This window comes from Sphingopyxis sp. 550B, from assembly GCF_057401805.1.
The window spans coordinates 3,214,964-3,236,383 of sequence record NZ_CM171610.1; the positions used below are offsets into that span (position 1 = coordinate 3,214,964).

The 21,420-nt window shown below is 65.2% G+C and carries 20 protein-coding genes; 8 read left to right on the top strand and 12 right to left on the bottom strand.

Annotation, left to right across the window (positions count from 1 at the left end; translation table 11 throughout):
* Window positions 1-16 precede the first annotated feature (16 nt).
* Both AC2S9W_RS14940 and AC2S9W_RS14945 read left to right on the top strand, forming a co-directional pair.
* Window positions 17-2,104: a DUF6351 family protein gene (locus AC2S9W_RS14940; protein ID WP_486571177.1), complete on the top strand. Its 2,088-nt coding sequence runs from the start codon at window positions 17-19 to the stop codon at window positions 2,102-2,104.
* Window positions 2,105-2,145: 41 nt separating this feature from the next.
* Window positions 2,146-3,222, top strand: a complete 1,077-nt coding sequence (locus AC2S9W_RS14945) for an aldose epimerase family protein (protein ID WP_486571178.1) — start codon at window positions 2,146-2,148, stop codon at window positions 3,220-3,222.
* 397 nt (window positions 3,223-3,619) lie between these two features.
* Here the strand turns inward: AC2S9W_RS14945 and AC2S9W_RS14950 are convergent, their stop codons facing one another.
* Window positions 3,620-3,895 (bottom strand): HU family DNA-binding protein, encoded by a 276-nt coding sequence (locus AC2S9W_RS14950; RefSeq protein WP_486571179.1) that lies wholly within the window; start codon window positions 3,893-3,895, stop codon window positions 3,620-3,622.
* Window positions 3,896-4,126: 231 nt separating this feature from the next.
* Here AC2S9W_RS14950 and AC2S9W_RS14955 point away from each other — a divergent pair, with 231 nt between their 5' ends.
* The 5 genes from AC2S9W_RS14955 (at window position 4,127) to AC2S9W_RS14975 (ending at window position 11,923) form a co-directional block, all read left to right on the top strand.
* The gene (locus AC2S9W_RS14955) at window positions 4,127-5,047 is read left to right on the top strand and encodes a TraB/GumN family protein (RefSeq protein ID WP_486571180.1); all 921 of its coding nucleotides are present in this window, start codon (window positions 4,127-4,129) and stop codon (window positions 5,045-5,047) included.
* Between the two features lie 348 nt (window positions 5,048-5,395).
* The gene (locus tag AC2S9W_RS14960; protein ID WP_486571181.1) at window positions 5,396-5,977 is read left to right on the top strand and encodes an RNA polymerase sigma factor; all 582 of its coding nucleotides are present in this window, start codon (window positions 5,396-5,398) and stop codon (window positions 5,975-5,977) included.
* Window positions 5,974-6,918 carry a FecR family protein gene (locus AC2S9W_RS14965; RefSeq protein ID WP_486571182.1) on the top strand — a complete coding sequence of 315 codons (945 nt, stop codon included), beginning with the start codon at window positions 5,974-5,976 and terminating at the stop codon, window positions 6,916-6,918. Before AC2S9W_RS14960 ends, AC2S9W_RS14965 begins: the two co-directional genes overlap by 4 nt.
* 71 nt (window positions 6,919-6,989) lie before the next feature.
* Window positions 6,990-9,929, top strand: coding sequence for a TonB-dependent receptor domain-containing protein (locus AC2S9W_RS14970; protein WP_486571183.1), 2,940 nt, complete (start codon window positions 6,990-6,992; stop codon window positions 9,927-9,929).
* Window positions 9,923-11,923 (top strand): Atxe2 family lasso peptide isopeptidase, encoded by a 2,001-nt coding sequence (locus AC2S9W_RS14975; protein WP_486571184.1) that lies wholly within the window; start codon window positions 9,923-9,925, stop codon window positions 11,921-11,923. The genes AC2S9W_RS14970 and AC2S9W_RS14975 overlap by 7 nt, the downstream gene beginning before the upstream one ends.
* On the opposite strand, the gene AC2S9W_RS14980 is transcribed toward AC2S9W_RS14975, so the two are convergent.
* The 8 genes from AC2S9W_RS14980 to AC2S9W_RS15015 form a co-directional block, all read right to left on the bottom strand.
* The gene (locus AC2S9W_RS14980; protein WP_486571185.1) at window positions 11,830-13,470 is read right to left on the bottom strand and encodes an asparagine synthase-related protein; all 1,641 of its coding nucleotides are present in this window, start codon (window positions 13,468-13,470) and stop codon (window positions 11,830-11,832) included. The genes AC2S9W_RS14975 and AC2S9W_RS14980 overlap by 94 nt on opposite strands.
* A 47-nt stretch (window positions 13,471-13,517) precedes the next feature.
* A complete protein-coding gene (locus tag AC2S9W_RS14985; RefSeq protein ID WP_486571186.1) occupies window positions 13,518-14,171 on the bottom strand; it encodes a lasso peptide biosynthesis B2 protein in 654 nt (217 codons plus the stop codon).
* A gap of 56 nt (window positions 14,172-14,227) precedes the next feature.
* Window positions 14,228-14,350, bottom strand: a complete 123-nt coding sequence (locus tag AC2S9W_RS14990) for a hypothetical protein (RefSeq protein ID WP_486571187.1) — start codon at window positions 14,348-14,350, stop codon at window positions 14,228-14,230.
* Between the two features lie 72 nt (window positions 14,351-14,422).
* Complete coding sequence (locus AC2S9W_RS14995) at window positions 14,423-14,545, bottom strand: hypothetical protein (protein WP_486571188.1); 123 nt, start codon at window positions 14,543-14,545, stop codon at window positions 14,423-14,425.
* Between the two features lie 96 nt (window positions 14,546-14,641).
* Window positions 14,642-15,247: a GntR family transcriptional regulator gene (locus AC2S9W_RS15000; RefSeq protein WP_486571189.1), complete on the bottom strand. Its 606-nt coding sequence runs from the start codon at window positions 15,245-15,247 to the stop codon at window positions 14,642-14,644.
* Between the two features lie 14 nt (window positions 15,248-15,261).
* On the bottom strand, window positions 15,262-16,185 hold the full coding sequence (locus AC2S9W_RS15005; RefSeq protein ID WP_486571190.1) for a phytanoyl-CoA dioxygenase family protein: 924 nt from the start codon (window positions 16,183-16,185) through the stop codon (window positions 15,262-15,264).
* Window positions 16,186-16,195: 10 nt separating this feature from the next.
* Entirely contained in the window at window positions 16,196-16,810 is a 615-nt protein-coding gene (locus AC2S9W_RS15010; protein WP_486571191.1) for an acyl-homoserine-lactone synthase, read from the bottom strand.
* Window positions 16,811-16,901: 91 nt separating this feature from the next.
* A complete protein-coding gene (locus AC2S9W_RS15015) occupies window positions 16,902-17,636 on the bottom strand; it encodes a LuxR family transcriptional regulator (protein WP_486571192.1) in 735 nt (244 codons plus the stop codon).
* A gap of 8 nt (window positions 17,637-17,644) precedes the next feature.
* Between AC2S9W_RS15015 and AC2S9W_RS15020 the strand changes: the two genes are divergently transcribed.
* A complete protein-coding gene (locus AC2S9W_RS15020) occupies window positions 17,645-17,782 on the top strand; it encodes a hypothetical protein (RefSeq protein ID WP_486571193.1) in 138 nt (45 codons plus the stop codon).
* Between the two features lie 159 nt (window positions 17,783-17,941).
* Here AC2S9W_RS15020 and AC2S9W_RS15025 read toward each other — a convergent pair whose 3' ends face one another.
* The 3 genes from AC2S9W_RS15025 to AC2S9W_RS15035 all read right to left on the bottom strand — a co-directional run bounded on the left by AC2S9W_RS15025 (window position 17,942) and on the right by AC2S9W_RS15035 (window position 21,415).
* On the bottom strand, window positions 17,942-18,943 hold the full coding sequence (locus AC2S9W_RS15025) for a GSU2403 family nucleotidyltransferase fold protein (protein WP_486571194.1): 1,002 nt from the start codon (window positions 18,941-18,943) through the stop codon (window positions 17,942-17,944).
* A gap of 197 nt (window positions 18,944-19,140) precedes the next feature.
* Entirely contained in the window at window positions 19,141-20,070 is a 930-nt protein-coding gene (locus AC2S9W_RS15030) for a DUF2493 domain-containing protein (RefSeq protein ID WP_486571195.1), read from the bottom strand.
* Between the two features lie 310 nt (window positions 20,071-20,380).
* Entirely contained in the window at window positions 20,381-21,415 is a 1,035-nt protein-coding gene (locus tag AC2S9W_RS15035; RefSeq protein WP_486571196.1) for a DUF7146 domain-containing protein, read from the bottom strand.
* Window positions 21,416-21,420: the final 5 nt, after the last annotated feature.

The following is a 21,420-nucleotide window of genomic DNA, read 5'->3' on the forward strand; positions in this document are numbered from 1 at the left end:
TAAGAGGGAGACAAACATGATCCGGAAGCACGTGACCCGGGCAGCAATGATCGTCGCTGCATTGGCAGGCCTTGCGACCGGCGGCGCAGAGGCCAGGGAAAAGATCGAGCTGCGTGTTCTTTCCTCGCCGCGGGCGGACCTTGTTTCGGGCGGCGATGCCCTGGTCGAGCTTCGCGGAGCCGGTGGCTCCGCAGTCTGGACGCTCAATGGCATCCCCCTCCCGCCGCCGACCCCCGATGCCGAGCGCGGAACGCTCGTCGGCATGATCAAGGGCCTCGCTCCAGGCCGCAATATCGTCGAAGCGCGCGCGGGGAAGGCTCGCACGAAACTCATACTCGTCAACCATTCACAGAATGGCCCGATCCTCTCCGGCCCGCATATCTGGCCCTATCGCTGCACGACCGAACTGGCGGGCCTCGGTCCCGCGACCGACCGCATGTGCAATGCGCCGACCAAGGTCGAGCGCTTCTACCGCACCACCGCAAACAGCTTCAAGCCGCTTCCCGCCGGAACGAAGCCCGACGATCTCGCGACGCTCACCCTCCCCGGCGGGCGCAGCCTCCCCTACATCGTGCGGGTCGAGAGCGGGACGATGAACCGCACCATCTACCGCATCGCGATGCTCGACGACGGCAGCGCCGCCGAAGGCGAGGACTGGCTGCCGGGCAGCGCCTGGAACCGCCGCCTCGCCGTCCTGTTCGAAGGCGGACTCGCGGGACGGTACGAGCAGGGGATGAGCCTGCCGCCCATGGTCCTCAACAATCTCTATCTCTCGCGTGGGTTCGCGGTGATGAATGCGAGCGGCCTCGTCAACGGGCTCGCCTCGAACGCGGTGATCCAGGGCGAAACGCTGATGATGCTGAAGGAGCATTTCATCGAGCGTTACGGCGTGCCGCGCTGGACGGTCGGCACCGGCGGATCGGGCGGCGCGATCCAGCAGATCCACATTACCGCGCTGTACCCCGGTCTTCTCGACGGCATTCAGGCGCAATCCTCCTTCGTCGACTCGCAGGTCGCAACGCATGTCCTCGACTGCGACCTCATGGAAAATTACTGGAAAAAGGCCGATGCCAAGGCCTGGACCGACGAGAAGAAGGCGGCTGCCGCCGGCTATGCGTCGGCGACGACCTGCCAGCTGTGGACCCGCTTCATCGCGCCCGGTCTCAAGGTCAAGGAAAAGGCGGCGTGCGGTCTCACCGACCTTGCCCTCGTCTATGACCCAAGGACCAACCCCAAGGGCGCGCGCTGCGGCATCTATAACTGGATGGTCAATCAGCTCGGTCGCGATCGCGCTACCGGCTTCCCGCTTTCGCCGCTCGACAATGTCGGCGTGCAATATGGACTAACCGCCCTCAATTCCGGGCAGATCGGCGCGGAGGAATTTCTCGATCTCAACGCCGGGATCGGCGGCTACACCGTCGATGGCGAATTTACGCCCGCCCGCACGGCTGCAGCGCCCGAGGCGATGAAGCGCCTTTATGCAAGCGGCCTTGTAAACCCCGGCGGCGGCGGTCTCGCGACGACGCCGGTGATGCTCTACCGCAGTTATGGCGATCCGCAGGGCGATTTCCATGACCGCCAGCGCGACTTCGAGATCCGCCTGCGCATGGAGCGCGCCAATGGCGATGCGGAAAACCAGACGATCTGGGTCGGACCGCGCACGCCCGATGCGCCTTTCGGGCAGCCCAAGCCCCTCGAGACCGAGGTGCTCGGCGCGATGACCGAATGGCTCGATGCGATCGCAGCCGATCCTGCGCCGCGCAGCCACGCCAAGGTCGTCCGCCTGCGCCCTGCCGCAGCCGCCGACGCCTGGTTCGATGCCGACGGCCGGAAGCATGTCGAGAAGGCGACGCTCGACTCCGCAAGCGCGTTCAACCGGACCTATCCGGTTCACGGCAACCCGCGCATCGCCGCCGGTGGACCGCAGACCAACGACATTCTCAAATGCCGACTGAAGCCCGTCGACCTTCGCGACTACAAGGTAAAGTTCACCGCAGCCCAGGAAGCAAGGCTGCGCGAGATTTTCGCCGACGGCGTCTGCGACTTCGGAAAGCCGGGCATCGGCCAGGAGGCGCGCTGGAAGGGGAGCTATCAGCGCTTCTGAAGGACGTCCTGCAAGAACGCCGGCACGAAGGGCAGCGGTTTATGACGAACGGCAGGGTCGAGATTTCTCCCTACGGCGCACTGCCGGGCGGCGGAACGGCGCGGCTTTACGTGCTCCGGCTCCATAGCGGAGTTTCGGTTACACTTTGCGATGTCGGTGCCGCGCTCGTCGGCCTCGTCTGTCCCGATCGCGACGGAAAAATGGGCGATATCATCCTCGGCTGCGACAATGCCGCCGCCCATTATGAGCAGAACGCCTATTTCGGCGCCATTGTCGGGCGGATCGCGGGACGAGTTTCGCAAGCCGAAATTTGGATCGGCGACGATCGCCTGCCGGTCACGCGCAATCACGGCCGCCACCAGCTTCATGGCGGCGTCCACGGCCTTACACGTCGCCTATGGGATGCCCGCATTATCAAGGGTTCGGACCCCACCGTCGAATTCAGCCTCTTCGATCCCGCGGGCAGCGAGGGATATCCCGGCAACCTCGACGTCGTCGTTCGCTGGACCCTCGCGCCGCCCTGCCGTCTTGCGCTGACGATCGAGGCGCGCTCGGACGCCCCGACGCCGTTCAATCCGACTTCCCACCCCTATTTCAATCTCGACGGCCATGACGCCGCGAGCCTGGCCGCCCACCGGCTAGCCATCGCGGCGAACCGCTATACGCCGACCGGTCCCGACCTCATTCCGACGGGCGCGTTGGCACCCGTCGCAGGGACAAGGCTTGACCTCAGATCAGCCTCACCGCTGCGCCCCGACATCGAGGAACATATTCTGGGCTTCGATCATAATTTCATCCTCGACCCGCGCGACCCACACGCGCCAGCGGCCCGGCTGGAATCGGAGGCCACCGGGCGGCGTCTCGACCTTTGGACAGACCGCCCCTGCCTTCAACTCTATACGGGCGGAAACCTCGACGGGATCGCAGGCAAGGAGGGCGCGTGCTACCGCGCCCTTGCGGGGCTTTGTCTCGAGCCGCAGGATTATCCCGATATGTTCGCCCACGCCGCTTTCCCGAAGACAATGCTGCACCCTGGCGATGCGTACCGGAGCCGGACGTTCTACGAATTTTCAACTATGGGCGCGGAAGGCGAGCGCATGCCGACCCCGAACGACTAGCAGCGACACGCCCTTGCAACCGCATTCCCAACATGCAGCCACAAGGGCGTCGCTGCAGTCCGCGGGCCGAGAGGGTCGCATTCCAAGCCCGCGGAAGCTGGTAGGGCAAACGGGAGAAAGCCCTCGCCCGCAGCAAGGTCGGGCCAGCGCGTGCACCCTAAGGGTTCGCACCGGGCGGCGAAACATCAAACAGTCACTAATGACTGCAATTAAGCTTCTTTTTCCGCCGGGTGCGACATTGCTGCATCACATGGTTTCAACAGTGACCAACGGCGGGATACTGCGGATCCATCCGAGAGACGAGAGCCCAATGTCCGCTCGTGGCAGTATTTGATCGTGATCGAGGGCAAGTGCGAGGGACCGGAACCGGCAAGTGCGCCGGTCCCTCGACATATGATCAGCCGTTGACGCGGTCCTTCAGCGCCTTGGCGGGTGCAAAACCGAGCTTCTTGGCCGCCTTGATCTGGATCGTCTCGCCGGTTGAAGGATTGCGTCCTTCGCGCGCCGGGGTCGCCTTCACCTTGAACTTGCCGAAGCCGCTGACCGACACTTCATCGCCCTTCGCGGCGGCATCGGCAACGGCGTCGAACACCGCCTCGACGGCCTTCTTCGCATCGGCCTTGCTCGTCCCGAGCGCTGCTGCAACGCCATCGATCAATTCGGCATGGTTCATTTTAATCTCCTTGTCGCGGTCCCGGGAATCGGGAGCGGGAATGCGGCTATAGCCTATGGCGCACCGCGGACAATGGGCGCAGGCAGGCGTGGCACGAGGCGAAGCGACCGCAGATTTTTACGAACAGTTTTGCTTGTAACTGACACGCAATATGGCCAATGCGTCCCCGACCGCGCAGCCCGCCAGGATCGAGAACCGAAGCGGCAAGGAAGAATGACCATGCGAAAACCGATGCTGATCGCCGTCCTCATGGCCGCCGCGCTCCTGCCGGCGGCGGCGCTCGCGACGCAGGATGACGAAGGCGAAGCGATCGTCGTGACCGCGCGCCGTTCGGGCGCGCCGATGTGGACCGTCGAGACGAACCGCGGAACCGTGCTGCTCGTGGGCGAAATCACCGAGATGCCGAAGGCGACTCCCTGGTTCCCGGACCGCCTCGAGGCCGCCACCGAACGCGCCGACCGCGTTATTTTGGGAACCAAGGCGAAAGTCTCGCCCGGCGATGTCTTCCGCCTCATCTTCAGGGGCGGCAAGCTCACCAAATTACCCAAGGGCGAGACGGCGGCGAACTATCTCGATCGTCCGCGGCTCCGGCGCCTCACAGCACTCGAAGCCCGGTTCGGGCAGGACTATAGCCGCCAGAATTTCCTGCTGACCGCCTCGGATCTCCTTTCCAAACGGCTGCGCTTCAACCGCGACACGGGAACCGACGCGACCGACGTGGTGCGTAAAGCCGCCAAGCGCGCACGCGTGTCCACCGAACCGGTCGGCACCGTCCGCGGCGAGGATATTCTCGACAATCTCTTCGCCGCCGCACCGGCCTCGCACATCCCCTGCCTCGACGCTGCCATGGCGGCCACCGAGGCGGGTTCGGACATTGTGGAGGAGCGGGGCAGCGACTGGCGTGCGTTCGACGTTCCCGCCGTGATGAACAACCCCCTCGAGCAGGCTCTCGGTCAATGCTGGCCCTGGAGCGACGGCGCCTTCGGCCCCGAGCTTCGCGCCCAGTGGAACGAGGCGATCGACGGCGCGATCGAACGGCCCGAGGTCACCATGGCGGTCGTGCCGCTCCGCCTCCTCGCCGAGAAGGGCGGCATCCTCGACCGCCTCGATCGCCGCGGCCTCGAGCTCAAGGGCCCCGTTTGGCGGCGTTGAGGCTGCAAGCGAAAGCGGCCACGATCGAGACCCTTGCCGAAATCGGGAAATCAAGCGGGACGCGGCGGCTCCAGTCGTGACGAATTGGATTCAATCTGGAGCAATCTCACGCCCTCGGGCTTGCCCTGACGTTACGGCGAGCTATGCTTGCCCGGCATCGGGCAGACAGGCGCGCGATGCCGAGTTGTAAGAAGCTCGTTCGGAATGCCTTGTGAAATTCCCATCCTTGCCGGGTGGCCGACGCGTATGTCCAAGCCCTCGGGCCAAAGGCGGCGGCACATATTTCCGAATATGTTCTTACCGCCCGGCTTTCGATCGCCGCCGCTCCCGACCGGTAGGCGATGGATTATGGATTATGACGACGACGCCCCCGAAAGAAGGGGCCTGCAGGGCGACGTGGCGCTGCCACCCTCCGACTGGTCGGGCCTCAGCCATGCTTCGACGGTGGAGGCCCTGATCGAGGCCCATAAGGAAGACCTCGCGAAATATGTCCGCCGCCGCGCGCCGCGACAGGATCTTGGCGACGTCATGCAAGAGAGCATCGGGCGCTTTGCCGCCAAATCGAGCCACACCCTGGCGCTCATCGAAAAGCCCGGCGCCTATCTGCTCCGTATCGCCCGAAACGTCCTGGCCGATCGAGCGCGATCGGATGACGCAAGAATGCAAGCGCAGCATCACAGCTTCGAAGACGGCGAGATCGCCGGACCCGATCCGCACGCGGCGCTCGAGGCCCGCGAAGCACTTCGCCGGGTCGACCGTGCCATCAAGAAACTAAAGCCCCAAACTGGTTCCATCTTCGTGATGCATCGTTTCGACGGACTGAGCTATGATGAGATCGCCGAGGCGAAGGGAATCAGTGTGAAGGGTGTCGAATGGCATATCGCGCAGGCGATGAAAGCAATCCGCAAGGCGCAGGTCGGCCCTAAGTGAGCGACCGCGACTCCGAGGCGGGCGACTGGTTCGCCCGCATGCGTTCGCCCAGCGCGGACGCCGCCCGCGCCGATTTCGAGGCGTGGCGCGCCGATCCCGACAATGCGGCAGCCTATGCCCGCGCCGAGCGCGACTGGCTGCTCGTCGGCGGCGCGTCACCCGAGGTCGTCGACAAGCACCGCCACGTTCCAGCGCAGCCCGGGCGATCCCATACACGCTGGGCCCTGGCAGCAGCGCTGTTGCTTGCTTTGTCGCTCCCTCTCGCATGGACGGTGATGGGCCAGCGCGGTGACGCGCCTGTCGTCGCCGATATCGGCAGCGGCGAACTCATTCTCGAGGATGGAACCCGCGTCTCGCTGATGGACGGGGCTACGCTCCGGCACGCGTTCGGGCCAAAGGAACGGCGGATATTCCTCAGCGGCGGCCGCGCCCGCTTCACGGTCGCCCACGATAGCGCGCGGCCGTTCCGGGTCGAGGGCGGGGGGAGCGAGACGACGGCGCTCGGCACGATCTTCGAAGTCGATCTCACCGGGGCGACGCCAATCGTCCAACTGATCGAGGGGTCGGTCGAAGTCCGGGCTGCGGCGAAGCCGGAAAGACCTCTTCGCCTCCATCCCGGCGAACGCGCCGCGGTCACTGTCGAAGGCCCGGAGCGTGTCGGCGGCTTATCACCGGAACAGCTGCCGATGCAAAGTCCGGTCCGCGAAAATGGCTCCAATAGCGTCCTTCTCGCGGACGAGCTTCCACTCGCCGCTGTGCTCGATCGCGCCAACCGGGTGAACGGCACGAAGATCGAGGTGGCGGAGGCGGCGCTCGCCGGCCGTCTCGTGAGCGGGAGGTTCGATGTCTCGGATGCAAGGTCGCTTTCGCGCAAGCTTGCCGCAGCCCTCGACCTCGTCGTCGTCGAACGCGCAGGCGCCTATATTCTGTCCGCAAAATAATTAACTAGGAGATTTCCCGCTCGCAACGACGTGCCCACCCAGACGGCCATTGAGGCCGCTGGGAGGGAAGAATGCGAAAGACTTTACTGGCCGCTTTTCTGGTTTCGGGGTGCGCTGCCGCCGCACTTGGCGCGACGCCCGCGATGGCGCAGAGCGATAACCGCAGTTTCGATCTCGCGGCCCAGCCGCTCGGCGACGCGCTGCGCCGCTATTCGGAAATTTCGGGACGCGAAGTCATCTTCTCTGCAGAACTCACGCGCGGAAAAGCGTCGAAGCGCCTGCGCGGGACGATGTCGCCCGACATGGCACTTTTCCGCCTGCTTGCCGGAAGCGGCCTTGTCGCCGAACTTGTGGACGGAACGCTTGTCATACGCGAGGGAAACGACCTTGCCGCGGAAACTGGATCGACTGAAGCGAACGGCGACGCAATCGTCGTCACCGGGTCACGTATCCGAGGCGCCGGTCCGACCGGCTCGCCGGTCGTTACGATCGACCGCGAGGCGATCGAGAAGAGCGGCTACGGCACCGTACAGCAGATGCTCCAGTCGCTTCCGCAAGCCTTCATGGGCGGCTCGAACGAAACCACGACCGGTGCGACGACACGCAACGGCACGGGCAATGATGCGACGCTCGGATCGAGCATCAACCTGCGCGGTCTCGGCACCAATTCGACGCTCGTTCTGATCGACGGTGCGCGCCCGGCGCTCGGCGGTACCGGCGGGCTCCTCGCCGACATTTCGCTGATCCCGATGACGGCGGTCGAACGCATCGAGGTGCTGACCGACGGGGCATCCGCGATTTACGGCGCCGACGCCGTGGCGGGTGTCGTCAACCTTCGCCTCCGCAACCACTTCGAAGGCGCCGAGACGATTCTTCGTGCCGGCACCGCCGATGGCGACACGACCGAGCTGCTGTTCAGCCAGCTTCTCGGCAAGAAATGGAGCGACGGGCATGTCGTCGTCGCCTATCAATATTCGGACCGCGGCGCGCTGGCAGCGCGCGAGCGCGATTTCGCGCGTGAAGATCTCCGTCCGTTCGGCGGGCCGGATTATCGTTCGATCTATGCGAGCCCCGGCACGATCCGCGCCGCTAACGGCCAGCTCTTCGGCATTCCCGCGGGGCAGAATGGTCGCGGGCTGACTGCCGGACAACTGCTTCCCGGTGTCCAGAACCGCCGCGACAACCGCATCGATACCGACATTCTCCCTCGCCAGCGTGTCCACAGCCTCTATGCGGCAGCCGAGTTCGACATCACCGACAGCCTCACCTTCCGCGCCAGCGCGCTGGCCGCGCAGCGCGAATTCAGCCGCATCAGCAACGTCACCTCGCTCCGCACCGCGCGCGTGCCCGTCACCAACCCTTTCTACGTCGACCCGATCGGGACGCGCCAGCCGGTGCAGGTCACTTACAATTTTACGAACGACGTCGGCCCGCAGATCAACGACGGGCGCGTCCGCGCCATATCGACCTCGGCGGGCCTCGAACAAGCCATCGGCGAATGGCGGGTCCAGCTCGGCGGAACCTTCGGCGCGCAGAAGGGCAAGGCGACCTCGAACAATATCGTCAACAGTGCGCGGCTCGCCTTGGCGCTCGCCGACACGAACCCCGCGACGTCGTTCAACGTCTTCGGCGACGGCACCGCGAACAACCCGGCGACGATCGACTATATCCGGGGCAGCATCACCACGATCGACGACTTCAAAAGCTGGGGCGCGTCTCTCCGCGCCGACGGACCACTCTTCCGCCTGCCCGCTGGCGATGTACGGCTTGCGCTCGGCGCGGAGTATCGCCGCGAGGCGTATGACTATTACCGGATCCTCGACAGCAACACGCTGACGCCCGCCGCCGGCCCCTATCCGGGCTTCCCCGGCCCGCGCCATGTGAAGTCGATCTATGCGGAAATGCTCGTCCCTGTGTTCGGGCCGGACAATGCCACGGCCGGGTTTCACCAGCTCGACGTGACGCTTGCCGGGCGGATCGAGGACTATAACCAGTTCGGTCGCACCGAGAATCCGAAGTTCAGCCTGCGCTGGGAGCCTGTCGAAGGCGTTGCGCTCCGCGGCTCCTATGGCACGTCTTTCCGCGCGCCGCAGTTCGACGAGCTGATCGGTCCGGCGCTGTCGCTCTATTCGACGCTCTCGGTTCCCGACCCGGCATCGCCCACCGGCATGTCGAACGTCCTCGCACTGTTCGGTTATGCCGCGAACATCCAGCCCGAGAAAGCGACGACCTGGACCGCCGGCTTCGACATCGCACCGGTGTCGGTGCCGGGGCTGAAGGCGTCGCTCACCTATTTCGATGTCGACTATCGCGACCGGATCGGGACGCTCACCGAGGATTATCTCCGCTTCCTCACCAATCGGGACGTGTTCGGCGGGGTTGTGACCGACAATCCGCCGTTCGACCTCGTGCAATTCTACTATAGTCAGCCGACCTTCACCAATCCGATCAATATCGCGCCGAACCAGGTCGTCGCAATCCTCGACGGACAGACGCGCAATCTCGCGCGTGAGCATCAGAAAGGCGTGGATTTCGACATCGGCTATGCCCCAGAGTTTGCGGGCGGCACACTCGACCTCGGCATCAGCGGCACGCGCATCTTCTCGATCCGCAAACAGCTCTCGCCGGGATCGGTCAGCAGCGATTTCGTCGGCCTCTATGCGAGCCCGGTCAAATTGCGGCTGCGCGGCCGCCTCGGCTGGTCGAAAGGCGGCTTCGCGGCGAGTGCGTTCGTCAACTATACTGACAGCTATATCAACCAGGTTGTGGTGCCGATCGAACAGGTGTCGTCCTACACGACGGTCGATCTCTCGTTTTCGCAGCGCATCGGACGGAGCGCCGAGGTCGCGGACCGACGCGGCCTACAAGTCAGCCTTGCGATCCAGAATCTCTTCGATAGAGATCCGCCCTATGTGATCAACAAGAGCCAGACTTCGGCTCTCGGCTACGACCCCGAGAAGGCGAGCCCGCTCGGCCGTATGATCTCGGTCCAGGCAGTCATCCGATGGTGAGCCGGGCCGCTTTACTGATCGCCCTTCTGGCCGCAGCATCGCCCGCGGCCAGTCAAGTCACATCGCGCGAGATCGCCGAGACCGCCGATATTTCCGGGATCAGCGCCTCGCCCGACGGGCGATGGGTCGTGTATCGGATCGAGCGCCCCTCGACGCTCACCAACCGGATCGACGTCGACTGGTACATCGTGGCCGCCGATGGCAACAGCCCGCCCCGCGCGCTCGGTCGGACAGGCACGGCCCTATGGAACGACGCTGGTGTCGTCGAACCCGGCGAAGCCAAGTGGTCGCCCAATAGTAGCTCGGTCGCGGTGCGCGCGCTCGTCGACGGCCGCGTTGCCATCTGGTCGAGCCCCGTCGACGGATCTGGTTTCCGGCTGCTCGCCGGGGGTGAAGGCGACATTGAAGCTTTTGCCTTCGACCCGAATGGTACGCTTATTGTTCGCGAAGGACCGCCGCGCGACCTCATAGCCCGCACCGAAGAAGCCGAACGGGAGCATGGAATCCTCGTCGATGGCCAGCCCGACCTCGCGCAGCCGCTGTTCCGCGGCGCGCTGATTAACGGCCGCGCCGCGTCGCAGCGCTTCGCGAACGACTGGTTCGATCGCAGGCCGCTGCTGGCAAATGCTCCGCGCAGCTTTTGGGCTATTTCAGCGCAAGGCGAAGCGCGCCCCGCCCACGACGCCGAGCAAGCGTTGCTTGCCCCTCCTCCCGACCCCGTCCGACTGCTAACGAGCGACATGCCCGCAGACATCCGGGCCGCGATCGAGGCGCGCGGCGTCTGCAAAACCAAGACGGGCTGCGCCGCGACCTTGAGACGCCTTTCATGGGTTTTGCCGCTCGCTGGCGGCGACATGATCGTCGGCGTCCATGACGCAGATTTTCGCCAAACCCTGCTGCGTTGGTCGGGCCGCGCGCACCGCCTGTCGACACTCGCCTCGTCGGAGGGCCTGCTTGCCGGGAGCCGACAATATTTCGATCGCTGCTCTTGGGCCGGCAACGCGCTCTTCTGTGTGGAGGCGGCCGCGGCCCTGTCGCCCCGGCTCGTCCGCATCGATGCGGACGGACGAAAAGCGATCATCGACAGTCCCAATTCCTATCCTGACCGCGACGGGCTCCTTGCCGAAAGGATCGTGTGGCAGGCGAGCGGCAGCCGTGCGTCGGGCGTTCTGATACGCCCGAAGATCCCCGGGCGGCTGCCGCTCTTCATCACCTACTATACCTGCGCCGGCTATCTGCGCGGCGGCGTCGGCGACGAATGGCCGCTGCGCGCCCTCGCGTCGAAAGGCATCGCCGCCCTGTGCATCAACTCGGTACCGGGCGATTATGCGAAGAATGCGCGATATGCGAAGGCGCTCGATGCCATCGAGAGCGTGACGAAGCTGCTCTCGGATCGCGGCCTAATCGATCCGGACCGCGTCGGCATGGGCGGCCTCAGCTTCGGAAGCGAGGTGACGATGTGGGCCGCGACGCACAGTGACCTGCTGAGGGCGATCTCGATCGCATCGGTGCAAATGGAACCCGCCTATTATTGGTTCAATGCGCGTCCGGGCCGCGAGACCTTCGCCGACAATCTAAAGAAGACCTGGGGCGTCGGCTCGCCTGGCGAGACACCCGAGGCCTGGAAGCAGCTTTCTCCCGCGCTCAACAGCGAGCGAATCCGCGCTCCGGTGCTGATGCAGTTTCCCGAGCAGGAGGCCCGCCTGTCAATTGAGCTGCTTAGCCGGCTCGCGACCGCAAGGCGGGGCGAAACGCATATTTTTCCTTATGCCCCGCACATCAAGGTCGAGCCTCGTCAGAAGCTCGCGGCCTACGAGCGCAACCTCGACTGGTTCCGCTTCTGGCTCAAGGGCGAGATCGACCCCGACCCTGCCAAGGCCGATCAATATCGGCGGTGGGGTCAGCTATCGCCAGCCGACCCGCCCACCGAGCCTCCGCCTTCCACGGCCCTGACCCAGCGCTCGATGTCGCCGATCTCGATCAGCCGGAAATAGTCGAAATCGCCTTCGGCCAGATCGCGCGCGAGATAGGCTTCGATCGCCGGACGATCGAGCAGTCCTTGCGCGGCGAGCCGTCCGCCAAGGAGCAGGTCGCGAAGCGGGGTACGCTGCCGCAGATAGGCAGCCGAGCACATGGACTCGAGACGTCCCTTATCACGGCGCCACACCACCTCTGCCGGGAGCCGGTGGGCAAAAGCTGACCGAGCGACTGCGCGGTTCAGCCCACCCGCAAACCAGGTCCAGCTCGGAACAGACAGGCAGTGCTCGACGACGGGCTGCGTGAGAAGAGGTGCTACGACATCGCGGTCATGCCAACGCGCGGGCCGATCGAGGAAATCAAGAATATGGCGGATCGCCTGGACATGATTGATCCGTGCTTGGGAGGCTACCACCTCGCCTGCGTCCCAAGGGTGGGGAAACTGCCGTTCGGGAACCGCCCCGGGGTTCAGATATTTGGGGTCGCGGCGCCCGCCGAGGCGTCGCCCGGCCCGGCGAGCACGAGCGGATAGTTGCAAAGCCCGCCAGACCGTCGCGTTGCCTGCGCGGGCGACGTCACGCAGCGCCCCGAAAGTGCGGCGGCCGACGCCGAACGTGCCGAACGCGTCAAGGATCGGCGCGACACTACCATCGAGGGCGAACACGCTGTCACCGCCGATCCCCCCGAAAATCGCGGCATCGCGGTCCGCCGTCGCCGCGCCAAAGGCCCGGTCAATGCCGCCCAGCACCGAGTAGGCGCCGGGCCGTGGCAGGAGAATGTCCGGCGGCGCCACGAGATCGATCGCCTCGCTGTCGCCCATAATCTCCGCGAGTTTGATCCCGCAGCGCGCCGCAACCGCGCGAGCGAAGAAGCGTTCGTCGCCGTCTGCCGCCGAGGTCGCAAAGGTTATGGCGGAGAAATTCGCTCCGGCCTCCTCGAGCGCGGCGGTCACGATCGAGGAATCGAGACCGCCCGATAGCTCGACCACGATCTCCGGTCGCGACGCAGCGAGGGCAGCGACGCTCCGCAATATCCGTCGCTCAAGTTCGCGCGCGTGATCCTGGACTGGCCGATCGACGACAGCGTGGTCCCAAGGCGACCAAGTCGCCTCGACCCTAGCCTCGGTGCCATCGAAAGTAAGGCGCGTCCCGGGCAGAAGCTCGACGACGCCGGCGATCCCGGTCCGATCGATGCGCAGGTTGATGAAATGGAGGGCGTGGGCAACGAACGCCCAGTCGACCGCCATGGGCGGAAGAAGGCTCGCCAGCAGCTCGAGGTGTGAAGCACAGAGGATCCCCGCGCAGTGCCGTACCCAATAGAGCGGTATGCCGGTAAGCGGCGCGCGCTCGATCATAGCGGCTGCACCGTCCCGCCCGAATGCGAGATAATTCCCCCAGCCCTCGCTCGGAACATCCATCGTCGCGCCCGATCGCGAAACGATGTCGCCGACGATCGTCGCGCCGCCCGGCATCGTGCAGACCGGCAACGCCCTACCGGCGAACAAGAGCATGCCCGGCTCGATGACCACTGGCTTCAGCCCGTGGCGCTCGCCGGCGATCGCCACGTCAGCGCCCTGCCGGGCGTCGCCAAGCCAGGCGATGACGCCGCGCCTCATTCGACGACCAGGATCGGCGTGAAGGCTCGCGCCTCGGCGGCCGTACCGGTGAGAACGCGCTCAGGGGTTTGAAGCCAACAATGTGCGCGAAAGGGGTCGAGCTGGACGCCGAATACCATGGACGCCGCGAGACCGCGCGCGATCAGAATATGGTCGAGGGCCAACGCATCAATCAGGCAGCGCGGGGTCACGGGGACGGCCCAGCGACAAGCCGCGAAGCGCAACGCGACCTCCGAAGCGGGACCATCGGCGCCGGCAACGCCGATCCGCGCCTTCGCGCTGCGCAGAGTCTCGATCGTGCCAGCAATGCGGTCGGGCCGCATCGCACGCCCGGCCCAATGCAGCGCGGCTCCCGCTCTGAAGGCTGATGACAGCGAGAAGCGGGCATCATCCAACGCCGATAGATCGCGTGGAGGCACCTCGATTGCAGCTGCCGATAGCCGCGCGGCGCCATCCGATCTTGCCAGAAATCCGGTGTCGACCAGACGGGTCATGGCCGCACTATCGTTGGGCTGTCCGGACCGCAGGCGCTCGAAAGCCTCGCGATCGGCCCCGCGGAGCGCGAAATATCGGTCGCGCACGAGATCGAGGAAGACAAGCTCGCCGCCCATCTCGCAATATCCGGTGCCGGATGCCAGTCGCCAGGCCATAAACATCACTCCGCCGCGTCGGGAGCCGGGCGCGAGGTCCGGCTCCCGCCGGCTGCCTAATCGGCGGTGAGGCCAGTCCAGTCCTCGCGCCCGCCCATTTCCATGGGGAGACCATGTTCGCCGGCAGTGTCGGCGCTGACACGGCCGAGCTCGACGAGGCTGTTGGGTTCGATATCCATCGGTTTGTCCCTTCGAATAGGGGTTGGTCGGCGAGAACCGGAAGCCGGGGTCACCGGCTCCCGGCGCCCGAGTCAGTCCTGGCGAAGACCGAGGTCTTCTTCCTTGCCGCCCAGTTCGATGCCGAAGCGCACCGGACCGGCGGTGTCGGCGCTGACGCTGCCGAGTTCGACGAGGGTGTTGGTTTCGCGATCCATGATCGTTTCCTCCATGATGCCGCGGAATTGCGGCTCTTTCGAAGCTAGGGCCGCCACGTCGTATAGGAATTTTATACGGCGCATATTCTCCGAATATTATCGAAGCGGATCCGACCGCTTGCGGATCTCGGCCGCGACGCGCCCGGCAAGGTTCGCACGCCGGCGATGGAAGCGCGTGATTTTGCTACGCAAAGCGCTCCAGCGTCCGAAGCGATAATCCTCCGACATCGCGGCCAGCGCGTCGACGGCGGCCCCATCGACCCGAACCTCGATCGCGCGCACTGTCATGCTGCGCTCGACACTATTGATGATCGACGCGCGAAGTTCGCCATTCGAACTGCCAGTTGCGATCGTCCGGAAGAGGCGGTCGATCCCTTCTGAATATGAGTCGGAGGCCGCCAGATCGATTAGTCCACCCGGCAAGTCGGGCCGCGGCGCCCTCCCCTTCAGGGCCATCGAGAGCAGCGCCCCGGCCCAGCCATAGAGATCGACAAGGTCGGCCTCGCTGAGGAGGGGTTGCCGGAACCCCTCCTGATGCCAGCTCTCGATGATCCGCTCGCCCGACAGGCGATAGAGGGCATCACGTACCGGCGTGGCGCTCGCGCCGAGCGACCGCGAGAGCTGTGCGGCCTCAAGCCGTGTCCCCGGCGGGTAGGCGCCCGACAATATGCGCGCCTTCAGGTCCAGATAGACCCGCTCCATCGTGGCGCCGGGACTCATGCCCCGAGCGGCCCCCGCCCGCGCCGGCCCGCCCCTCGCGGCCGCTGCGCGGTCACATAGTCGTCGAGTAGCGCCCGCTGGTCGGGCCGGAGCGCATCGACGGCCGCAATCGGGCGTTCAGGATAGCCATCGAAGAGGATCGACGGACATTGCCCCTCGAAATTGCCGAGATTGGGTCGATGCTGGGCGTAGCCGGCGAGCGCGGAAACTTCCGGCGGAAAGGTTCGCGCGATCTCGGGCGGATAGGCCAACCACTGATTTTCGTAGGGTTTGAGCCATCCCAGGCAATAGCTGACGATGACCCCGCGTCGGACGTCCGCACTGCTATTCTCGCCGGCACCGTGCAAGGTGGAACCAAGAAAGACGATCGCATCGCCCGGGTCGGCCTCGGCGACGACAGGCTGGCACCTCGGCTCTTCGACGAGCGCCTCGACCCCGTGGCTGTGCGGCCAGATGACCGTCGCCCCATTCTCCTCGGTGAAACTTGTCAGCGGCCACATGACGTTGATCAGATATTCAACCTCACCCAACGCACCCCTCCACATATCTTGATCGCGATGCGGAAATTGGGCGAGCGCGCCGGGGTGGATCTCGATCGCCTGCGCGAGGTTGAGCTGGATCCGGTCGCACCAATTGCCGAGCGCGAGCTCCGCCAGGCCGAGAATTTTCGGGTTCATGACGAGATCGGCCATGTGCGGCGAACGGATGAGCAATCGCCCGAAGCGCTTGGTGCGCGCACCGTAAAAGCCTCCCTCGCAAAAGGGCGTCGCGCTGAAACGCGGATCGAGGTCAGCGGTGATACCGGCCATGAGGTCGGGAGGCGCCGCGCCGCGCAGGATCGTATAGCCTTGATCCATAAGCTCGACGCCGGCGACGGAACGCGGCGCGGCCGCGTCGAGTGCAGCTGAATTGATGATCATCGCACCCTCCTCATGCCGCGCGCGCGGCGGGAGCCGCGATGGCAGTGCTGACGATCCCGCCGCCTTCGAGCTTGTCGATGGTTGAGCCGTCGATATCGATACGGAGCGCAACGAGCGCCTGCCCGCGATGGAGGACCGGTTCGCCGAGCGGGCGGCAGTCCCAGCCGAAGCTCTGTATCTGGCGGAACCAGGCGAGTTCGGCGACACCGGTGTAGGTCCTGATGCCGTTCGCGAGGGCGAAGTCGGCGAGGCCGACAAGGAGTGCATCGCGCGCTGCTCGCCGCTGGCGCGCCCCGACACCGGGCGACAGGCAGAATCGCGTGACCTCGAGCACGCCTTCGCCCTGCGGCACCTCGCCATCGACGAGTCCCGGAAACAGACTGTCGAGCAGCGCGGGTCGCGTCGTCAGAAGGAGCCGCGCGGAAGCGAGATGCTCGCCCTCGACATCGGTGACGATGAGATAGTTTGCATGCTCATCGTCAAACTGGTCGAGTTCGAACCGACCCGCGAGCGCGGGCAAGTCCCATTTCAGTAGATCGATGAAGACACGCTTGCGCGCTTCGAACATCGTGCGCATCGCCTTTTGCTCGAGCGCCCGATTGGTGGAATCGACAATAAGCAGCATGGAAAAAGCCTCCGTTTGAAAAGAGGCGTTCCAATTGAAGGGCTTTTTGCGGCCGCACCATAGCACGAAAGGGGGGTGCAGCCATTTTTTGTCATCGTTTCGCAATGTCCTCGAAGCTGATGTCGCCATCGTAGAGTGCCCGCACCGTCAGTGTAATGCCGCCGTTCGCCTCATATCGCTGCCGGGCGTTTCGCAAATGCTCGCGGACCGTGTCCGGGCTGAGACCAAGCCTGAGGCCTATCCTGCGGACGGTCTCGCCCTTGGCAGCCCAGATCAGTACCTCGCGCTGCCTGCGCGTCAGCCGCGGTCCTATATGCGCAAGGTCTGGATAGGCGATCAGTCGCGCCGCATCAAAGGCGGGACCGCCGATCATCCGGGCGAATTGCAGCGCGTCGGCACTCGCAATAGCGCCGGGCTTCCACGCGAACGATACCGAGCCATGCGCGTGCCCTGGAAGATGGGCGGGGACGGTGAGCCCATCGCCGATGCCATGCCGGCGCGCCTCCGCGAGGATGATTTCATCCTCGGGTCGCTCGGCCTTCATATCGTGCCAGAGAAACCCGGACATGCTGCGCTGGCTTTCGCGGTGAACGGGATCGGTGGCACCGAGCCTTTGTTCGTCGAACCAGTGCTCCCATTCTTCCGGATAGTTGTGAACCCGGATCCCGCGGTCCGGCGCCGCGAGGAAATCGATATGGTGACTGAGCGCAAACCACGAGCAGCCCATTCGTGAACAGATTTCCTGCAATAGGTCTGCCAGACCCGCCATGTCCTTTACGCGAGATACGTCGAGCGCAAAATCATGCGCGGCGTCGATCGTCGGCATTGCGCCCCATGGCGCGCGAACTGCTGTTTCCGACCAGCCCGGTCCGCGAGCCCCTCGTCAATGCGGACAGCCCTGCCCTCTTACCAGGCTGGCCTCGCCGCTTGCGGCCGATCGCTGCTGGTCATGGCGATCTTGGGAAAATCTGAAACTGCGGGCCAATTCTCTATTTTTCAAACATATTCGGAAAATAGAACCAGATTGAGTGCATCTCCCCAATCGCCTCGCCAGAATAGGGGGCCGGGCCCGGCGCCAATGAGTGAAGCGAGAGTTTCGATCGCGCGGACCCGGCCCCTGCGCCCAAAGTCCTACCAGCGCGGCAAATTGCCGTCGGAACGCTGTTCGGCCCATTCGGCATAATAGGGCGCGAGTTCTGCGGGCAAGCCGGACTCGAATTCGTCATCGAGGGGATAGTGCGGCATAGTCTCGGCAATCGCGCCCAGAAGCAGCAACCCCTGCTTGCGATCCTTACCGCGCTTCAGCTGGTTGCGCTTCGTCTGCCGAGACATCCAAAGCTTCTGGAGCGCGAACCAGCGCGGATCGGGCGCGACGATGCGCGCGGGGCTGCCGTCGCGGCAGATAAGGATCTGGTCGACGGGCCGTCCCTCAAGCAGCCATTCCTGTTCTGGAAGCGGAATCGGCTGCGGCCTGTCAGTTCGCGCCATGGTTCGCGCTCGCGAGGGCGCCGCCAGGATTTCTACCTCATAGGCTTTCGCGTTGCGCGCCTGGAAGCTGCGCTCGGTGTTGACGGTGAAGGTCGCATCGACCGCTTTCAGAAGATCCCAGACGACCTGCGCGTCGCGCTGCGGATCAGTCTCGGCCCAGGCAAGATCGAAATCGGCCGTCTCGTCCGGAAGTTCGGGGATGAAACCGCCAGCTTCGAGCGCGTAGGCCGCAACGGCGTTGGTCCCGACGACAAGCAGCGCGCCGCCGAATAGACCGCGGCGGTCGGCCTCGCGCAATATCGGTCCGGCCTCGTTGGCGATCATCGGCACCCGCACCGCCCGGGCGATGGCCGCGCTTTCACCAAGGGCCGTCCGGCTTGTGGCGCTGCGCGCCTTCAGCGTTTCCTTCTCCTGCTTGTAAGCCTCTAGCCGCGCGGCCTGCTCGTCCGACCAGGGGCCAAGGCTCTTCGCATTGCCCCGGCGGTCGAGGATCTCATAGAGATAGGCCCGGCCCGCCACCTCCTTGCGCGCGAGATTATAGGGGAGCCTCGCAAGCCCGCGCTCGGCCTCGATCCAGACCTCATAGCGCTGACGCAAATTGACGAGCGCGCGCGCCTGCTCATCGGAGAAAATTCGGACCGCCATGGCGAATTTATCCAGCAAATTCTAGATTCTGTCAAATGCAGGATAAATTATTCATATTCAGTTTATTGAAATAGACTCCTAAGGTACGATCTAGCAAATTTGTCCTGCAACGGCAGCAATTGTGCTCATCGCTGGACAATCACCGCAGAAATGGCCGACACCGAGGCGCGCGCAAGCATATGCGCGCGCTCGCCTCATCAACGCGAGCGAAAATCCCACAGCGGTATTCCCATTTTGGCCGCCTTGTCGGCGAGGTTGTCCTGAATTCCGGTTCCCGGAAAGACGATCAGACCGACCGGCAGCGCCTCGAGTAGGCGATCGTTGCGCTTGAAGGGGGCGGCCTTGCCGTGGCGATTCCATTCGGGCCGGAAGGCGACCTGTGTCACGCCGCGCGCCTCGGCCCAGCAGGCAGCGGCTCGCTCAGCGCCCGTCGGCGTCGCGCCGTGCAGGAGGATCATGTCGGGATGCCGTTCGCGCGTCCGATCGAGAACATCCCAGATCGCCCGATGCTCGCCGACGTCGCTGCCGCCGGTGAAAGCGATACGGGTACCCTCGGGAAGGAGAGCCGCTGCGCGCTCGCGAAGTTTGGCGTCGAGGAAGTCGCGGCTGTCGATCAGCGAGGCCGTCAGCGTCTGGTGCCGGACGCGCGATCCCGTGCGCGGAGCCCAGGCCTTGCGCAGCAGCAGACGGAACTGATCGGCGGCAGCTTCGCGGAAAAACTCCATGACGTCGCGCCGCTCGATGAGCGAGATGCCCTCTCGCGTCGCCTTCTCGAGCTCGACCGAGCGGATCTCGCTGCCATCCTGCTCCCGCTGCAGTCGGCGCTGGAGCTGCTCATTGTCGTCGAGGGTGCGCTCGATGCGCTCGCCGGTGCGGTGGAAGAGATTGACGAGGTTCCAGAGCAGATCCTCGAGGTCGGGCTCGATCCGCGTCTCGATGAGGCAGCCGGCGAGCCCGTCGAACATGTCGGCGATCGCGCCGCCGGCGAGCTGCGCGTCGGGCAAAGGCCGGGGATCGGGTTCGTCCTCATAAGGCCGGTAGCCGAAGAGCTGTATCTCCTGGAGGAGATAGGCGGTAGAGCCCGGTTCGGCAGGGCTTGTGTCGGGGTGATCGTGAGTATCGGTCATGGAAAGTCTCCTGTGGCCGCGCCCCGCGCGGCCTTCGCGGCGACAGGCAGCGGCAGGCGGGACGGGACCGCACCCCGCCCGAGGGGCGGGGCCGAAGCACAGCGGAGGATGGCGAGCGCGCGGCAATTTTGCTTCGCGATGCAAAGGGGCCCCAAGGCCCCGGCGGAAAATTGCCGCGAACGCCGCCATTGCGATGCCGGTCCGTCTGCCGCAGTCGCCCTCTTGCGAAGGCCGGAGCGCGGCAACACCGGGACACCAAGGCCGTTCCCGCTCCCGCCACCTGCTCCCCTTTCCGGCCGACTGGCGGCCATCAGAGAAAGCGATGACGGTCCGATGGATGGAGCTGACGCGACAGCGACCGCGCAAGACGGTCGCGGCCGAGAAGGACGAGATCGGCGTTGAAGTCGCCGCGCTCCGGCTCGAGCGGCACGACCTCGACACCGGCTGCGCCGCCGCGCTCGGTCAGCGTCGCGAGGGCGCCGGCACCGGCGGGATCGTCATCGCGGGCGACATATAGGCGGCGCAGCGCACTCGGAAATTCGATCGCCGCGAGATGCGCTGCCGATAGTGCGGCGATCATCGACATCGCCGTCATCGGCTCGCGGAGCGAGAGCAGAGTCTCTATCCCTTCCCCCGCGGCCATGACGGGCGCCGCCGGCCCGAAGCGGACACCGTGACCGAGCAGCAGCCCCATGGCGCGCCGGGGATAGGCGACGGGCGCCTTGTCCACTGTTGCCGGATCGAGCCAGGTGCGATGTACGCCGGTGACGCGGCCATCCTCACTCGTGACCGCGGCGATCATGGCGGGCCATGCCGGCGGACCGCCGGGCTCGTCGTCCTCCGAAGGTCGATAGAAGCAATGCGGATGAAAGCGGAGCGGATCCCCGGTCCTGAGGTCGATGATCTTGCGAGCTTTGAGATAGAAGCGAACGAGCGTGTTCGCCATCGGCCTCGACCCCGCCCAGAGGCGCCGCGCCGCCTCGGGCGATCCCTGCGCGGCCTTCTTCGCTTTCGGCCCAGGGGGCGATGGATCCGGCATCGGCAGGCTGAGGAAATGCCGCGCCTCGTCGAGCGTCTCTCGAAAGCCCGTATGCCCGCAGCTCACGGCGATGATGTCGAGGAGATCGCCATGATCGCCGCTCGCGGCATCGGTCCACTTTCCCGCCGCCCCGCCGCCATCACCGCGCGCCGCCAGGCGGACATAGAGGCTGCGGCCGGGACTGTTCCTTATGTCACCGACCGTCCAATAATGGCCTTCGCGGCGGCCGTTGGAGAGATAGCGGCGGCACACCGCCTCGGCATTGTCTGCGAGGCGGCGTGCGATATCGGCGGCTGTGCTGGTCATGCGGG

Excerpts from the sequence above, each read along its gene's own strand:
- AC2S9W_RS14975 (WP_486571184.1), top strand. The coding sequence starts at position 9,923 with ATGGTGAGCCGGGCCGCTTTACTGATCGCCCTTCTGGCCGCAGCATCG.
- AC2S9W_RS15020 (WP_486571193.1), top strand. The coding sequence starts at position 17,645 with ATGGCGCGCGAACTGCTGTTTCCGACCAGCCCGGTCCGCGAGCCCCTC.
- AC2S9W_RS14960 (WP_486571181.1), top strand. The coding sequence starts at position 5,396 with ATGGATTATGACGACGACGCCCCCGAAAGAAGGGGCCTGCAGGGCGAC.
- AC2S9W_RS14990 (WP_486571187.1), bottom strand. The coding sequence starts at position 14,350 with ATGGATATCGAACCCAACAGCCTCGTCGAGCTCGGCCGTGTCAGCGCC.
- AC2S9W_RS14985 (WP_486571186.1), bottom strand. The coding sequence starts at position 14,171 with ATGGCCTGGCGACTGGCATCCGGCACCGGATATTGCGAGATGGGCGGC.
- AC2S9W_RS14970 (WP_486571183.1), top strand. The coding sequence starts at position 6,990 with ATGCGAAAGACTTTACTGGCCGCTTTTCTGGTTTCGGGGTGCGCTGCC.
- AC2S9W_RS15000 (WP_486571189.1), bottom strand. The coding sequence starts at position 15,247 with ATGGAGCGGGTCTATCTGGACCTGAAGGCGCGCATATTGTCGGGCGCC.
- AC2S9W_RS15025 (WP_486571194.1), bottom strand. The coding sequence starts at position 18,943 with ATGGCGGTCCGAATTTTCTCCGATGAGCAGGCGCGCGCGCTCGTCAAT.
- AC2S9W_RS15030 (WP_486571195.1), bottom strand. The coding sequence starts at position 20,070 with ATGACCGATACTCACGATCACCCCGACACAAGCCCTGCCGAACCGGGC.
- AC2S9W_RS15015 (WP_486571192.1), bottom strand. The coding sequence starts at position 17,636 with ATGCCGACGATCGACGCCGCGCATGATTTTGCGCTCGACGTATCTCGC.
- AC2S9W_RS14995 (WP_486571188.1), bottom strand. The coding sequence starts at position 14,545 with ATGGATCGCGAAACCAACACCCTCGTCGAACTCGGCAGCGTCAGCGCC.
- AC2S9W_RS14950 (WP_486571179.1), bottom strand. The coding sequence starts at position 3,895 with ATGAACCATGCCGAATTGATCGATGGCGTTGCAGCAGCGCTCGGGACG.
- AC2S9W_RS14940 (WP_486571177.1), top strand. The coding sequence starts at position 17 with ATGATCCGGAAGCACGTGACCCGGGCAGCAATGATCGTCGCTGCATTG.
- AC2S9W_RS14945 (WP_486571178.1), top strand. The coding sequence starts at position 2,146 with ATGACGAACGGCAGGGTCGAGATTTCTCCCTACGGCGCACTGCCGGGC.
- AC2S9W_RS15035 (WP_486571196.1), bottom strand. The coding sequence starts at position 21,415 with ATGACCAGCACAGCCGCCGATATCGCACGCCGCCTCGCAGACAATGCC.
- AC2S9W_RS15005 (WP_486571190.1), bottom strand. The coding sequence starts at position 16,185 with ATGATCATCAATTCAGCTGCACTCGACGCGGCCGCGCCGCGTTCCGTC.
- AC2S9W_RS14955 (WP_486571180.1), top strand. The coding sequence starts at position 4,127 with ATGCTGATCGCCGTCCTCATGGCCGCCGCGCTCCTGCCGGCGGCGGCG.
- AC2S9W_RS15010 (WP_486571191.1), bottom strand. The coding sequence starts at position 16,810 with ATGCTGCTTATTGTCGATTCCACCAATCGGGCGCTCGAGCAAAAGGCG.